Source organism: Pantoea brenneri (assembly GCF_038594305.1).
GTDB lineage: Bacteria > Pseudomonadota > Gammaproteobacteria > Enterobacterales > Enterobacteriaceae > Pantoea > Pantoea brenneri.
Genome location: NZ_JBCGBG010000001.1, coordinates 861,069 through 876,808 on the forward strand (window position 1 = coordinate 861,069; position 15,740 = coordinate 876,808).

Consider the following 15,740-nt stretch of genomic DNA (forward strand, 5'->3'; position numbering starts at 1 on the left):
AGCCCGATCAGCCTGCCGGTATGACACCCAGCGCCAGACGACATCGCGTTGATCACGGTCGAACCCTGCCATGGGCCTGCCCAGCCGGTCTGGGCTGAACAGCCGGCTATTCGATCTATACTTCAGCTACCGCCTCAACACGCTGAAGGCCACACCATGCACTATCACTATCTCAACGGTGAAAACTGGGACCGGATCTGGATTGTCGGGGATCTGCACGGCTGTCGTCGCGAACTCGATGCGCTGTTACTGCAGCACCGGTTCAATCCTCAGCAGGATTTACTGATTTCAACCGGTGATTTAATCGATCGTGGACCAGATAGTCCCGGCTGCCTGGCGCTGATGGATGAGCCCTGGTTTCGCTGTGTGCGTGGCAACCATGAAGAGATGGCGCTGGCGGCGTTACAGGGTCACGAAATGGATCTCTGGCAGATGAACGGGGGAGACTGGTTCTGGCAACTGCGCGGTGCCGCGCTGATCGGCGCCCGGCATGCGCTGCAACGCTGCCAGGAACTGCCGCTGATTCTGCATCTGCAGCTCGACCAGCGGATTGTGGTAGTGGCGCATGCTGATTATCCGGCGGCTGGCTATAGCTGGGAAAAATCGCTTAACTGGCAGGATGTGGTGTGGAGCCGCCGCCGACTGCAGGCGATTCAGTCGGGGCAGCGCAGTGCGATCCAGGGCGCAGACGCGTTCTATTTTGGTCATACGCCACTCCAGCAGCCGCTGGAGGTGGAGAACCTGCATTACATTGATACCGGCGCCGTGTTTGGTAATCACCTGACGCTGCGACAACTGCAGTGACTCAGCGGAACAGGCGTCCGTCACGTACCAGTTCGCGCGGATAACTGTTTTTAATCCGGCTGCCGACCTTCTTCGCCAGCCCCAGCGGCTGATGTTGCCAGGTGACAATCATCTCATCACGCGTCGGAGCCGTTTCAGGATAGATATCCCGGCCGCGATACCACTCTTCCGCCTCAACGGCGCTGAGTTCAAATATCTGTTCCGGCGTTGGCCGGGCCAGCGCGATCACCGCTTCATGCTGCCAGCGATAGCCTTTGGCAAAGGTCTCCGCCAGTTTCAGGCCAATTCGTGAGAAGCGCACTTTGCCTAACAGCGGCGTGACGGCGGCCGGGAACAGCCAGATCTCTTTATCGCGCTGCCACAGCTCCAGTGAATCATCCCACGTCAGTGAAACGGCCGCCGCCGCCTGCCTGATTTCGCTCTCAAGCTTGCGGCTCAGGTGCGAGAACGGCAGCTTGCCCACCTTGTACGTCGGGACTGGCAGCGGCTCAACCGACGCCGTTTTACGCAGCCGCGCAACAAAGAAGCCCTCGCTATCGAATAGCTGCGGGAAGACGTGCAGATAACCTTCTGGTGTTGCGGCCTGGGCAGCCCCGTCAAATAACCGATCGAGTGGCTCCACTTCAGCCGCGCCGGGATAGCGCTGCAGCAGCCAGTCAATCACCTGCTGATTCTCGATCTGATTCAGGGTACAGGTCGAATAGACCAGCGTCCCGCCAGGCTTCAGCGCGTGGAAGGCACTGTCAATCAGGTCGCGCTGGGTGGCGGCGATCGCTGCGGTGGTTTCCAGCGTCCAGTTTTTCATGGCGTCGGCATCCTTACGGATCACCCCTTCGCCTGAACAGGGCGCATCCAGCAGTATCGCATCGAACTGCTCCGGCAGTGCCGGGCCAAAAACCCGGGCATCAAAGTGGGTCAGGGCGCTGTTGCTGACGCCACAGCGGCTGATATTGGCATGCAGCACCTTGACCCGGCTGGCGGAAAACTCGTTAGCCAGGATGATCCCCTGGTTATTCATCCGTGCCGCGATCTGGGTGGTTTTAGAGCCCGGCGCAGCGGCCATGTCCATCACCGCTGTCACCTCAGACTGCGCATCAAACAGCGCAGTCACCGGCAGCATCGAGCTGGCTTCCTGAATGTAAAACAGGCCACTCAGGTGCTCAGCTACGCTGCCGAGCGGCAGGCTCTCATCTTCCCGGCTGATCCAGAATCCTTCGTCACACCACGGCACCGGCGTCAGTTGCCAGCCATACTGCGCGGTCTGAGCGAGGAAATCGGCCACGCTGATTTTCAGCGTGTTGACGCGCAGGCTGCGGCGCAGCGGTTGCTGGTTGATGGCGAGAAACGCTTCGAAGCTGGCATCATCCGGCAGGGCCTGGCGCATCAGGGCAAGAAAATCAGCGGGGAAAAACAGAGAGGAGTCTGACACAGGTACATTCCAGTTAAGGCAAAGGCGGCAGTGTAACATGCAGAAAGCAAACGGGCAGCCTGGCTGCCCGGATGAGAGAGTTTGTAGCCTGCAGGCTCAGGGCAAATGCGGCTTGCGCAAAGACGCAAAAAGCGCCATCCCTGACAGCTCAGCGCGGGCCATCTGTGGCCCGCGATGCTTTGCTACAGCCACATGTGCCCATCGCTTTATCCATTGCCACCGTCTGAAGCGGGCAGTCTGGCTGCCCGTTGGCATTCGCTTAGCGCGGAGACGGGATCGCCGTGCCCCAGTTGCGCCACTCTTTCGGCGGTTCATCCTGCAGCAGGAAATGTTTATCCGGATTGGCCTGCGGCGCCAGCGGCACGGTTGGCGGGGTCGCAAACTGAATGCCACCGCGAATAAACTGCTGGAAGGTCCCGGTTTTCACCACGCCGCCAATCAGGCCAAAGTCGAGGTTGTAGCCTGATGCCAGCCAGAACACCGAATTGTTACGCACCAGATGCTGATACTTTTTACTGATGCGCAGCGCAATCTGCACCCGGTCGGCCATATTACCCAGCGAGGTGCCGGTTACGGTACCGACTTCAACCCCACGGAACAGCACCGGCGTTCCCAGCGACAGCGAACCGGCTTCGGCGGCATCAACGTAGATATTCAGGCCGTTCAGGTAGCGCGAATCGGTGATGGTGCTCTCCTGCAGTTCAAAGATGCGCGCCGCGCGTCCCTTGCCGGGATCGACGTTGACGTAAGGCTGCAACAGGGTTTCGAGGTGATTCACCCCGGTGGCGGAGATTTCCGGTGACACCACCGAGAAACGGCTGCCGAGACGGGCGAAATCATCTACGTATTCCGGATAAAGCACCGCTTTCGCCACTACCTGATTGTTATCGCTGCTTAACGACAGCGATTCTACCTGGCCGACGTTAATTCCCAGATAGCGGATCGGCATGCCGGCTGACAGTTTGCTGGCGTCGTAGGTATGCAGCGTGATCTGGCTACCCACGGCGCGGGCGGCGGTTTCCGACGGATAGAGAATGCGCTTATCACCTTTAGCCGACAGCGCGCCGCTCATATTGTCGAAGCTGATAGCGCCTTTCAGCGCGCGGTTGAGCGGGGATGCCTGCACCGTCAGGCCGCTGCCGTTAAGCTGAACCCGCGCGCCGCCTTCGGCCCAGAACACGCTTTCGCTGGTCAGCAATTTGCGGTATTCCGGCTGGATATGCACCGCAATATCAAACGCATCGGCGCGTGGCGTGACTTTGACGATCTCGCCGACCTGATATTTACGGTAGAGCACGATGGAGCCGGCCTGCACATCGGGCAGGCTCCTGGCGGTCAGGGTGAGGGTGGTTGACGGTGCATCGCCAACAATCCCTTCTTCCGCTTTTTCCGCATCGGCAAACAGCGGATAGCTGTTTTTCGGCTGACCTTTTTTGCCCGGTTCAAGGCGAATGCCGCCATCCACCCACTCACGGGCGCTGGCCCCGAGCACCTGCATACCATCCAGACCGAATTTCACGTCCAGTCGGCTGTTAACGATAAACTTGCTGTCGCCGTGCACCAGTTCGCGGTGTTCCGGATTAACCGCCACCACAAAGTTGACGCCATTTTCATCCAGCGAACGCGACATCACCTGACCAATCTGCATGCCGTGCAGCATCAGCGGCTGGCCCTGATCGATACCATAGCTTTCAGGCGCGCTGAGTTTCACCGTCAGCACGTTGGGTTTCTGCAGCAGAGTTTCATTGGATGCCAGCACGGTGTAGTGCTGCTGCGGCGGACCTTCGCCAGGCACCAGTTCAAGGGTATTGCCGGTCAGCAACGCACTGAGGCTGGTATCGGTCAGGCTGATTTTCGGGCTGCGCATCTCAATGCGGGTACCGCTGCGCATCAGACCGACTACCGACGGATCGATCGTCAGTTCGCCGGTCACCTTGCCGCCATCCTGCAAATTAAGTTTGGTCAGGGTGCCGACTTCCAGTCCCTGATACAACAGCGGCGTGCTGCCCGCTTTGAGGTTTTTACCGTCTGGCAGATCAAGCGTAATCAGCACGCCACGCTGGCTGTGCGCCAGATCGGGATAGAGCCGGTAATTTTGTTCAGCTTTAGCCGGTTCGCCCTCGGCAGGCGAGTCAAACGCCACTGCGCCGTTGACCAGCGCGGCAAGGCTCTCAAGCTGGACTTTGGCTCCGCTCAGGCTGACATCGGCATTCACTCCCGACACGTTCCAGAAGCGGCTGCTGGTTTTCACCAGGTTGGTAAAGCGACGGTCGATCAGCACATCAATCGCCACGCCATCGTTTTTGTTATTGATGCTGTAGTCATAGACCCGACCGACCGGGATTTTGCGATAGTAGACCAGCGATCCGGTGCTCAGCGAACCTAAATCAGGCGCATACAGATGGATCAACAGTTCACCGGTATTGACCCGATATTTGGGTTGGGTATCGAGCGCGGTAAAGGCTTCACTCGGTTTACCTTTGCCTGGCATCATGCCGATGTAGTTACCGCCGACCAGCGCATCCAGTCCCGATACGCCCGCCAGTGAAGCTTTAGGCGTCACCAGCCAGAACTGGGTATCTTCCCGCAGCGCATCACGCATGTCGCTCTTGATGCTGGCCTTAATCTGAATGCTGCGATAGTCATCGCTCAGATTGATGCCCTGCACGGTGCCCACTTCCACGCCCTGATAGCGGATTGGCGTGCGGCCCGGCACGATACCATCCGCCGTCTGGAAATTGATGGTGATGGTGGTGCCGCGCTCCTGATAATTAGTCCACAACAGCCAACAGGCGATCAGCATCGCGATGATCGGCAGCAGCCAGAAGGGCGAAATTTTGCGCTTATTGCGCAGCGTGGCGTTAGTCGGTGTAGTCGGCGTTTCCTGTTGCATGTGCATCCCAGAGCAGGCGGCTGTCCAGCCACTCAACAGACATAATGGTCAGGATCACGGCGGCGCCAAAAAACAGCGCTGCCGGTCCCATGGTAAAAGCCAGCAGCTGATCACGGTTGACCAGCGACATGGTTAACGAAATGACGAACAAATCGAGCATTGACCAGCGGCCAACCCAGGTCACCACCCGCAACAGGCGGATGCGGGTTTTCAGTCCCTGTTCGCAGCGAAAATGGATGCTTAACAGCAGCGTCAGCATCACCAGCACTTTAGTAAACGGCACCAGAATACTGGCGATAAACACGATGGCGGCGATGGGAATATTGCCGGAACCCAACGAGACAATGCCGGAGAAAATAGTGTCTTCGCGCCGCGATCCGTTGAGATAGACGATGGAGATCGGCATCAGATTGGCCGGGATTAACAGCACGATTGAGGCGATCAGCGCTGACCAGGATTTTTGCAGGCTGTGGCGGCGACGGAAGTCGAGCGGGGTGTGGCAGCGCGGACAGCGGCCTCGCGCATCCGGTACGCCGGTATTGTGGCAGTTCAGGCAGACCTGCAGGTCATCACGCGCCATATTGCCGGGGCTTTGCGGATAGAAATGGTCCCACAGCTGCTCAATATTCAGATGGATCAGCGTCAGCACGCTCAGCACCGTCAGCGCGATATAGGCCACCAGTCCATAGCCGAGTTCCAGCGAGGCGTAGTCCTGCACCTTGATTGAGGCGACGGCAATGCCGATCAGGTAGATATCCAGCATCACCCACTCTTTGAGCTTTTCCAGCATCAACAGCACCGGGCGTAAGTTCATTCCCAGCCGATGGCCGATGCCCAGATAGCAGATGCCGGCGACCAGCGTGACCGGCGCGCCAATGGTGCAAAACGCCACCATTGAGGCGGTCAGTACATCACCCTGTTGGGTCATCTGGACAACGCCTTCCAGCACGCTGGCATTGATGCGCATACCAAGCAGCCGGATATCGACCAGCGGCAGGGAAAAGGCAAACGGCATTAACACCATCATGGTGGCGGCCATCGCCATTAATCGGGTCATCGGCCAGTCACGACCGCTGAGAATTTGTGCGTTGCAGCGCGGGCAATGAGCCGACTGATGCGATTTCACATCCGGTAAGGAAAAAAGGGTATCGCATTGCGGGCAACGCTGATAACGTGCGTGAGGCAATGTCTGGCTGATAGCGTGAATTTTCATAGGGTGATGCAATATTCGCTCATCGTAAGTAACACATATCGGTCGTTAAGACAGCGCCTGTGTGCCTGTCTCGGGCATCACGCTTCGATCCACAGAATGCTAAGGGTATAGTAACTAACGCTATGATTCACCTTGTGGCTCTGGATATTTAGTGCTTATTTTTAACAAGCGGTGAAATAACCCCGCTCAGATGTCATTGGTAACGGTTAAATAATGAACAAAACTGCCTTTTACGCCGATTTGAATCGCGATATGCGCGCCTTACTGGCGGGAGAAACGGCGTTCCTCGCCGCAATGGGTAACTTTAGCGCGCTGTTGTATGAACGTCTCGAAGGCGTGAACTGGGCAGGTTTTTACCTGCTGACGGAAGCGGATACGCTTGTGCTGGGCCCGTTCCAGGGCAAAATCGCCTGTGTGCGCATTCCGGTCGGTAAAGGGGTGTGCGGTACCGCGCTGGCAGAAGATAAAGTGCAACGCGTTGATGATGTGCATGCTTTCCCCGGTCACATCGCCTGTGACGCGGCCAGTAATGCTGAGATTGTGATTCCTCTGAAAGTGAATGGCACTGTGGTTGGGGTGCTGGACATCGACAGCGTAGAGTACAATCGCTTTGACAGCGACGACGAATCGGGGCTGGTCACACTTACTGATGGGCTTTGTGAAGTGCTTGCGAACAGCGACTTAGAAAAATATCTGCAGCTGACGCGCAGCTAATCGACTGGATCACATGGCATTTAGCGATGTTGTCATTATAATGTCGCCTGTTCATGCCTGCGCTGGTCGGCAAACCCGTTGTAATCAGGAAATTTCATGGAAAATCAACCTAAGTTGAATAGCAGTAAAGAAGTCATCAGCTTTCTGGCGGAGCGCTTTCCGCACTGCTTTAGCGCTGAAGGTGAAGCGCGTCCGCTCAAGATCGGTATCTTTCAGGATCTGGTCGAGCGTGTTCAGGGCGAAATGAATCTGAGCAAAACGCAGTTGCGTTCTGCCTTACGCCTTTATACCTCAAGCTGGCGTTATCTGTACGGCATTAAAGCCGGTGCGACCCGTGTCGATCTCGACGGTAACGCCTGTGGCGTGCTGGACGAGCAGCACGTCGAGCACGCACGCAAGCAACTGGAAGACGCCAAAGCGCGTGTTCAGGCGCAGCGTGATCAGCAGCGTGCCGCCCGTCGTGAAGCAGGCGAAAGCGAAGAGGGCGCGGCACCGCGTCGTCCACGCAAGCCGGCTGCGCGTAAACCTGCCGAAGGCGATGCCGCGCGTAAACCGCGTCCGCAGACCGCAGCAGAACGCCCGACCGCCTCACAGCACCGCAAACCGGCCCCACGCCCGGAGCAGCAAGCCCGACCCATCACTGATACCTCAACTTTGCAGCCCGGCCAGAGTATTAAAGTTAAAGCAGGCAAAAGTGCGATGGACGCGACCGTTCTTGAAGTATCTAAAGACGGCGTTCGGGTCCAGCTCGCTTCCGGCATGGCAATGATTGTGCGCGCAGAACACTTGCAGTTCTGAAACGGAGGCTGACCCCGGCATGAACACCCTTTTTAAAATTGGACTTATTGCGGGCCTGCTGTTGTCAGGCCCTTCCTTTGGCGCGGAGAACATTACCCGCGCCGACCAGATTCCCCAGCTCCACGAAGATCCGCAGGACCCGACGGTCAGCGAACGTGTCACCTCACGCTTTACCCGTTCCCACTATCGCCAGTTCGACCTGAATCAGGACTTTTCAGCGAAAATTTTTGATCGCTACCTGAACATGCTCGATTACAGCCATAACGTGCTGCTGGCCTCGGATGTGGCGCAGTTTGCCAGCAAAAAAAACCTCGTCGGCGATGAGCTGCGCAGCGGTAAGCTGGACCTGTTTTACGATCTCTACAATCTGGCGCAGAAGCGCCGTTTTGAGCGCTATCAGTATGCGCTGACGGTGCTGGATCGCCCGATGAATTTTACCGGCAATGACACCATCGACATTGACCGGGCTAAAGCCCCGTGGCCGAAAGATCAGTCTGAACTGAACGCGCTGTGGGATGCCAAGGTCAAATATGACCAGCTGAGCCTGAAACTGGCCGGCAAAGATGAGAAAGAGATCCGCGAAGTGCTGACCAAGCGCTACAACTTCGCCATCCGTCGTCTGGCACAGAGCAACAGCGAAGATGTGTTCCAGCTGGCGATGAACGCTTTTGCGCACGAAATCGATCCGCATACCAACTACCTGTCGCCGCGCAACACCGAGCAGTTCAACACCGAAATGAGCCTGTCACTGGAAGGTATCGGCGCGGTGCTGCAGATGGATGACGATTACACCGTGATCAATTCGATGGTAGCAGGCGGTCCGGCAGCGAAAAGTAAAGCCATTACCGTTGGCGATCGCATCGTCGGCGTCGGTCAGCCAGGCAAGCCAATGGAAGATGTGATTGGCTGGCGTCTGGATGACGTTGTGGCAAAAATCAAAGGGCCGAAAGGCAGCAAAGTCCGACTCGAAGTGTTGCCAGCCGGTAAGGGAACCAAAACCCGCACCGTAACGCTGACGCGTGAGAAGATCCGTCTGGAAGATCGGGCGGTCAAAATGAGCGTCAGAAATGTCGGTAAGCAGAAAGTCGGCGTACTTGATATTCCGGGCTTCTATGTTGGCCTGACCGATGACGTTAAAGTGCAGCTGCAGAAACTGCAAAAGCAGAACGTGGATAGCGTGGTGATCGATCTGCGTACCAATGGCGGCGGCGCGCTGACTGAAGCGGTGTCACTCTCCGGACTGTTTATTCCGAGCGGCCCGGTGGTGCAGGTACGCGACAACAATGGTCGGGTACGCCAGGACAGCGATAACGATGGCGTGGTCTATTACAAAGGTCCGCTGGTGGTGCTGGTCGATCGCTTCAGTGCGTCCGCCTCTGAGATTTTCGCTGCGGCGATGCAGGATTACGGTCGCGCTGTGATTGTCGGTGAGCCGACCTTTGGTAAAGGCACCGTGCAGCAATATCGTTCTCTGAACCGTATCTACGATCAGATGCTGCGCCCGGAATGGCCAGCGCTGGGGTCGGTACAGTACACCATTCAGAAGTTCTATCGCATCAACGGCGGCAGTACGCAGCGTAAAGGCGTCACGCCAGATCTGCTGATGCCAACCGGCGTAGAAGCGGCTGAAACCGGTGAGAAGTTCGAAGACAATGCGCTGCCGTGGGACAGCATCAATGCGGCGACCTACGTCAAATCCGGCGATGTAAAACCGCTGGTGCCGCAGCTGACCCGTCAGCATGCCGATCGCATCGCGCAGGACCGTGAGTTCCAGTACATCATGAAGGACATTGCCCGTTTCAATGCCCTGAAGGATAAGCGCAACATCGTGTCGCTCAACCTCGCCCAGCGTGAGAAAGAGAACCACGAAGATGATGCGTCGCGTCTGGAGCGGATCAATGCCCGCTATCAGGCCGAAGGCAAAAAACCGCTGAAGAACCTGGATGAGCTGCCGAAAGATTATAAAGAGCCTGACCCGTATCTTGATGAGACGGTGAAGATTGCTAACGATCTGGCGCAACTCGACAAGTCTCAGCCGGACACCCCTGCGGCTAAATAGATCGCCGACGCGATGAAAAAGCACCGTTCAGCGGTGCTTTTTTTTTGCCAGAAAAGCACCGGCGTTGAGCATTAATAAGCCGCGGTAAACCCGCAGACGGGCCGGGCAGGCCAGCGGGCGTGACAAAATGTAAAGTTATGTCTTTTTAGGCACTTAAACGTTAAGGTCGCTTGAAAAGCCGCACAATGCTCATAGGATATGTATCCGCGCATAAGCGCGTGAACCACTGAGGAAGATTAACAAATATGATGCGTATTGCTCTTTTCCTGATGACCAACCTGGCTGTGATGTTGGTATTCGGGCTGATTCTCAGCCTGACAGGGATCCAGTCAAGCAGTGTTCAGGGCCTGATGATCATGGCGGGTCTGTTTGGCTTTGGCGGTGCGTTTGTTTCACTGCTGATGTCGAAGTGGATGGCACTGCGCTCGGTTGGCGGTGAAGTGATTGAACAGCCACGCAATGAAACTGAGCGCTGGCTGGTGGATACCATTGGACGTCAGGCGCAGCAGGCCGGGATTGCCATGCCGCAGGTTGCGATCTATCACGCGCCCGACATCAACGCCTTTGCGACCGGTGCCCGGCGTGATGCTTCGCTGGTGGCCGTTTCAACCGGCTTACTGCAGAACATGAGCCGTGACGAAGCGGAAGCGGTACTGGCACACGAAGTGTCGCACATCGCAAACGGCGACATGATCACCATGACGCTGATTCAGGGTATCGTGAACACCTTCGTGATCTTTGTTTCACGTATTCTGGCGCAAATCGCGGCGGGCTTTATGTCCGGCAACCGTGATGGTGAAGAGAGCAGCAACGGCAACCCGCTGGTCTATTTTGCGGTGTCGATGGTGCTGGAGCTGGTGTTTGGTATTCTTGCCAGCATCATCACCATGTGGTTCTCGCGTCACCGCGAATTCCATGCCGACGCAGGCTCTGCGAAACTGGTAGGTCGTGAGAAGATGATTGCGGCGTTACAGCGGCTGAAAACCAGCTACGAACCGCAGGAACCGAGCAGCATGATGGCGTTCTGTATTAACGGTAAAGGCAAGTCGTTCAGCGAGCTGTTTATGTCGCACCCGCCGTTAGACAAACGTATTGAAGCGCTGCGCAGCGGTCAGTATCTGAAGTAAGCGAGATAACAGCAGAAAGGCGACCTCCGGGTCGCCTTTTTTATGTCTGCGATCAGGCCGCCGCGCGGCTCTGGGTCATACGTGACAGGCTGACAATCGCGGCCACCGTCGAGAAGCCGCCCGCCAGCAGCAGCGAGGCGTGGGTGCCGCTCTGGTCAAACAGATTGAACATCAGCGCCACCAGCGCCGCACCGACGCTCTGGCCCAGCAGACGGGCGGTGCCCAGCATGCCACTGGCTCCGCCGCTGCGGTGACGCGGTGCAGAGGTGATAATGGTGTGATTATTGGGCGACTGGAACAGACCAAAGCCAGCGCCGCACAGCATCATCCGCCAGATAATATCGCCATCGCCCGGCTGAGCCGGCAACAGCGCCAGCAAAAACAGCCCGGCAGCAAACATCGCCAGACCGATACCGCCCAGCAGCCCGGCATGGACCCGCTCAATTAACCGGCCGGCAATCGGGGCGAATACCATGGTCGCCAGCGGCCAGGGCGTCAGCAGCAGACCGGTGTTGACCTCATCGCGGCCCAGCACGTTCTGCAGGAAGAATGGCAGCGACACCATCGCCAGCATCTGCGCGCAGAACGAGCAGACCGAGGTGCCCATCGACAGGCTGAATATCGGAATGCGCAGCAGATCCACCGGTAGCAGCGGCACCGCCATATTGAGCTGACGGCGAATAAAGAACAGGCCGACCACCAGCAACGCCAGCAACTCTGCCAGCACCAGCCAGCTATTCTGACCCTGTGCAAAGCCGCTGAGGGCGGAAATCAGCAGGCCGAAAAACAGCGCATTCATGATGGCGCTGGGAATATCGAACTTCTGGGCGGTCGCTTTTTGCGGGTTGTCCGGCAGGGTTCGCAGCGCCAGCCACAGTGCAATCGCCCCCAGCGGGACGTTGATCAGGAACAGCCATTTCCAGCTGGCCACCGACAGAATCGCCGCCGCCACCGTGGGTCCTGCCGCGGTTGATACCGCCACGATCAGCGAGTTGATCGCCATACCCCGGCCCAGATAACGCTGCGGGTAGATAATGCGTATCAGCGCCGTATTTACGCTCATCAGCGCCGCGCCACCAAAGCCCTGTAATACCCGGGCGAAGGTCAGCATGTTAAGTGAGGTGGAGAGGGCACAAAACAGCGAGGTGGCGATAAACAGCGCCAGACCGGCCTGATAGACGCGGCGATAACCCAGCATATCGCCCAGAAACGACAGCGACAGCAGCGAGACGATAATAGCAATCTGGTAGGCGTTAACGATCCACACTGACTCTGCCGGGCTGGCATTCAGTTCACGCGCTATAGTGGGCAGCGCCACGTTGGCAATTGCGCCATCCAGCACCGCCATGGTGATGCCGAGAGCGATAGTCAGAATGGCCCAGTAGCGCTGGGCGACCGGCAGTCCGTCCTGCGGAGAAGAGAGTGACATGGTGTATTTGCTAAAGAGGGTGAATATCATCATGCTAATGAAATTGCCGCCAAAAAGCAGCGCGGGCGATGACAAAAAGTTGTCTTAAAATATGTCTTAGCCGCAATCGCCTGCGCTGGCTGTCCGCCCGAAACGGCGCATGACTGCCGCTGCGTTGTCTGCTTAGCCGTCAGCGCGACGGCGCGCCAGCCACTCAGACCGGTCTGCAGGTGCACCGCTCCACGCTATTCCCGGTCACGGTTCAGCGGGATAAACCGCACAGCGCGACGTAAAGCATTGCCGCCGCCGTCAGCCTCGCTCTATACTGACAGTCCGTTCCATTTTTTTTGAAACAGGTTTAACAAGGTGCGCGATGTCCTCTGCTGAAAATGACAAACAGCCCGATTCAGTCTCCTCGGTCCTTAAAGTGTTCGGTATTTTGCAGGCACTGGGCGAAGAGCGCGATCACGGTATTACTGAGCTCGCGCAGCGCGTGATGATGTCAAAAAGTACCGTTTACCGCTTTCTGCAAACCATGAAGTCGCTGGGTTACGTTACCCAGGAAGGGGAGAGTGAAAAGTATTCGCTGACCCTGAAACTGTTTGAGCTTGGCGCGAAAGCGTTGCAGAACGTCGATCTGATCCGCAGCGCGGATGTGCAGATGCGGGAGCTGTCGCGTCTGACCAAAGAGACAATCCATCTCGGCGCGCTGGAAGAGGACAGCATTGTCTACATCCATAAAATCGATTCGCTCTATAACCTGCGCATGTATTCCCGCATCGGGCGACGTAACCCGCTGCACACCACCGCCATTGGTAAAGTGCTGCTCGCCTGGCGCGATCGTCAGGAAGTGAAAGAGATCCTGCGGGACGTTGAATTTAAGCGCAGTACTGCCAATACGCTGGTCAGCGCAGAGGCGCTGCTGGAGGCGCTGGATCAGGTCAAAATTCAGGGTTACGGCGAAGATAACGAAGAGCAGGAAGAGGGATTACGCTGCATCGCGGTACCGGTATTTGACCGCTTTGGCGTGGTGATCGCCGGACTGAGCATCTCATTCCCGACCATTCGATTCTCGGAAGACGCCCGCCAGGATTATGTGGCGATGCTGCACCGCGCAGCGCGTACCCTGTCAGCGGAAATGGGCTTTCATCACTACGAATTCTGAAAACAGCGGGCCACTGCGCCCGCTGGATGAGAATTAATTATCGATCACTTCTCCGCTCTTCTTCAGTAACGGACAATCGGTCACCCCGACCACGCCACTGTCAGTATGCAGGTATTGTGCGCTGATAAGGCCACGTGCCGTAAGGTAACTGCACTGCAGACCCAGCCCCGCGGCATTTTTGGTGCTGCCGGTTAACACGCCGTAGCCGGTAAAAAGCATTGCCAGCCAGATCAGCGCCAGTAACCCAATCGCCCGAATAAACAGTTTCATTTTGTCTCCTTGTGACAGATAACGCAGCGCTCCACGTATTGCTGCTGGCCATGATTGTACCAGCATGCCTCGCTTTTCCGGCGGGATCGATCAGAGATAACTGAAACGGTAAATTCTGCATTGATGCTAACCCCATTATCTTTTGCCAGGGCTAAGGGTAGAATGAGCGGTTACAGTGTTTGGGACATTCCACTAAGGTTTATGAGGCAGTTATGAATGAGTTAGCCGCAAATTCGGGACCACTGGTCAGCTATGGTCTGCTGGTGATTATTTTGATTGTGGCATTTATTGTCTGGTTCTTTGTAAACCGGGCCAGCGTGCGGGCCGGTGAACAGATTCAGTTACTCGAATCGCTACTGGAAGAGCAGAAAAAACAGACTATTCTGTTACGTCGTCTGGTAGATGCGCAGCCTGGCGCAGAGACCAAAAAGAACGATGAAGATCAGGACAAACGCGATTTTATTCGCCTGATACCGGAACGTTAATCCCCGCATGGAGGCTGGATGGCCTGGAAAAACCCGTGGTACGACAGCAGTAAAACGCATCACACGCCTGAAGGCTTCCGCAATCCTGAACCCGATCTCCGTCGGCCTGGCGATCTGCAACGCTGGCGCCGCGAGCGTAAAGCGCAGGGGCTGCCGTTGCCGCCCCGAGAGGGTTATGCAGCCTTTACCGCGCAGTGGTGGCAACCGGCCGATCTGAGCGGCAGCGATGACCGCGTCTGGTGGCTGGGACATGCTGCTCTACTACTGCGGGTTAACCAGCGCTATATTCTGATCGATCCCGCCTTATCGTCGCGCGCGTCGCCGTTACCCTTTGCCGGCCCGCAGCGTAAAACCCCGTCACCACTGAATATCCGCGATTTGCCGCGGCTCGATCTGGTGCTGATATCGCACAATCATTACGACCATCTTGACAGGCCGACGGTCAGGCAGATTGTGCGGCACTTTCCCGAGGCGACGTTTATTGTCCCGCTTGGTCTGGCCAGCTGGTTTACCCGTCAGGGCGTCGCCCGGGTGGAGCAACTGGACTGGTGGCAGTCGCTCCGGTTCGACGATCTCTGTATCGATGCGGTGCCGGCCCGTCACTGGAGTATGCGAACCCCGCGCGATCGAAACCGTTCACTGTGGTGCGGCTGGGTGGTGCGATCGCCCACCCTGCGTTTCTGGTTTTCGGGCGATAGTGGCTTCAGCGAGAATTTACGCGAGGTGGTGACGCGTCTCGGCCCCTTTAATCTTGCTGCCTTACCGATTGGGGCCTGGGCACCCAAATGGTTCATGGCCAGTCAGCATATGGACCCGGATCAGGCGGTCGAATTATGGCGTGAGGCAGGCAGGCCGCTGACGGTACCGATCCACTGGGGCGTGTTTGAACTGGCGGATGAGTCACTGGACGCGCCGCCAGCCGAACTTGAGCATGCGCTCCAGCGGGCAGGGCAGGATAACCAACGGTTTTCTGCCTGGCGAATAGGGGAAAGTCGGGGACTGGATAATATCGACCAGGAATAATCCTAAAGCGAGCGAAATGATTTAAATCAGACTCTGTTTTATCTGACATCAATTTTTCAGTTCAAAAGCAAAATTTTTAATAAGCAAATTCCTAACCGCTGCTTTTATTTGGAGCAACCCTGACCGGGGGCTCCTGTTTTTGGTGCAAAGTGCTTTTATATTTGTACTTAATAAAGCTTTTTGTACAGGATTGGCGCTGCGTTAATCATCCTCAGCCGATTACCGCTTCGTTTATTCTTTTAGCTTTTGCCATATTTGTGAAATATTAATTTCTTATGGTATCCATTGGTTTAATGGCGGCGGGGTACAGTAACGTCGGTTGCTGCGACCGCGATCGCAGCGGGCGGAATAG

13 protein-coding genes are annotated in these 15,740 nt (G+C 56.7%); 8 read left to right on the forward strand and 5 right to left on the reverse strand.

Going from position 1 to position 15,740, the window contains the following annotated elements:
* Positions 1 to 156: 156 nt before the first annotated feature.
* Complete coding sequence (locus tag AABB92_RS03910) at positions 157 to 804, forward strand: metallophosphoesterase (RefSeq protein ID WP_031377468.1); 648 nt, start codon at positions 157 to 159, stop codon at positions 802 to 804.
* Position 805: 1 nt separating this feature from the next.
* On the opposite strand, the gene rsmF is transcribed toward AABB92_RS03910, so the two are convergent.
* From rsmF to yebS, 3 genes are all read right to left on the reverse strand, one after another.
* Entirely contained in the window at positions 806 to 2,233 is a 1,428-nt protein-coding gene (rsmF, locus tag AABB92_RS03915) for a 16S rRNA (cytosine(1407)-C(5))-methyltransferase RsmF (protein ID WP_031377467.1), read from the reverse strand.
* Between the two features lie 259 nt (positions 2,234 to 2,492).
* On the reverse strand, positions 2,493 to 5,126 hold the full coding sequence (locus AABB92_RS03920) for a PqiB family protein (protein ID WP_031377466.1): 2,634 nt from the start codon (positions 5,124 to 5,126) through the stop codon (positions 2,493 to 2,495).
* Entirely contained in the window at positions 5,095 to 6,339 is a 1,245-nt protein-coding gene (yebS, locus tag AABB92_RS03925) for a membrane integrity lipid transport subunit YebS (protein WP_031377465.1), read from the reverse strand. Before yebS ends, AABB92_RS03920 begins: the two co-directional genes overlap by 32 nt.
* A gap of 213 nt (positions 6,340 to 6,552) precedes the next feature.
* Here yebS and AABB92_RS03930 point away from each other — a divergent pair, with 213 nt between their 5' ends.
* The 4 genes from AABB92_RS03930 (at position 6,553) to htpX (ending at position 11,037) form a co-directional block, all read left to right on the forward strand.
* Positions 6,553 to 7,053, forward strand: coding sequence for a GAF domain-containing protein (locus AABB92_RS03930; protein WP_031377464.1), 501 nt, complete (start codon positions 6,553 to 6,555; stop codon positions 7,051 to 7,053).
* 96 nt (positions 7,054 to 7,149) lie between these two features.
* A complete protein-coding gene (gene proQ, locus AABB92_RS03935; protein ID WP_046288277.1) occupies positions 7,150 to 7,851 on the forward strand; it encodes an RNA chaperone ProQ in 702 nt (233 codons plus the stop codon).
* A 19-nt stretch (positions 7,852 to 7,870) separates the two neighbouring features.
* The gene (gene prc, locus AABB92_RS03940) at positions 7,871 to 9,910 is read left to right on the forward strand and encodes a carboxy terminal-processing peptidase (RefSeq protein WP_031374644.1); all 2,040 of its coding nucleotides are present in this window, start codon (positions 7,871 to 7,873) and stop codon (positions 9,908 to 9,910) included.
* A gap of 245 nt (positions 9,911 to 10,155) precedes the next feature.
* Positions 10,156 to 11,037, forward strand: coding sequence for a protease HtpX (gene htpX, locus AABB92_RS03945; protein WP_031374643.1), 882 nt, complete (start codon positions 10,156 to 10,158; stop codon positions 11,035 to 11,037).
* 52 nt (positions 11,038 to 11,089) lie between these two features.
* On the opposite strand, the gene AABB92_RS03950 is transcribed toward htpX, so the two are convergent.
* Complete coding sequence (locus AABB92_RS03950; protein ID WP_031374642.1) at positions 11,090 to 12,466, reverse strand: MFS transporter; 1,377 nt, start codon at positions 12,464 to 12,466, stop codon at positions 11,090 to 11,092.
* A gap of 352 nt (positions 12,467 to 12,818) precedes the next feature.
* On the opposite strand from AABB92_RS03950, the gene kdgR reads away from it, so the two are divergent.
* The gene (gene kdgR, locus AABB92_RS03955; RefSeq protein ID WP_031374641.1) at positions 12,819 to 13,610 is read left to right on the forward strand and encodes a DNA-binding transcriptional regulator KdgR; all 792 of its coding nucleotides are present in this window, start codon (positions 12,819 to 12,821) and stop codon (positions 13,608 to 13,610) included.
* 33 nt (positions 13,611 to 13,643) lie between these two features.
* On the opposite strand, the gene AABB92_RS03960 is transcribed toward kdgR, so the two are convergent.
* Positions 13,644 to 13,880: a YobH family protein gene (locus AABB92_RS03960; protein WP_031374640.1), complete on the reverse strand. Its 237-nt coding sequence runs from the start codon at positions 13,878 to 13,880 to the stop codon at positions 13,644 to 13,646.
* A 212-nt stretch (positions 13,881 to 14,092) separates the two neighbouring features.
* On the opposite strand from AABB92_RS03960, the gene AABB92_RS03965 reads away from it, so the two are divergent.
* A complete protein-coding gene (locus AABB92_RS03965) occupies positions 14,093 to 14,365 on the forward strand; it encodes a YebO family protein (RefSeq protein ID WP_031374639.1) in 273 nt (90 codons plus the stop codon).
* 18 nt (positions 14,366 to 14,383) lie between these two features.
* On the forward strand, positions 14,384 to 15,388 hold the full coding sequence (locus AABB92_RS03970; protein WP_031374638.1) for an MBL fold metallo-hydrolase: 1,005 nt from the start codon (positions 14,384 to 14,386) through the stop codon (positions 15,386 to 15,388).
* Positions 15,389 to 15,740: the final 352 nt, after the last annotated feature.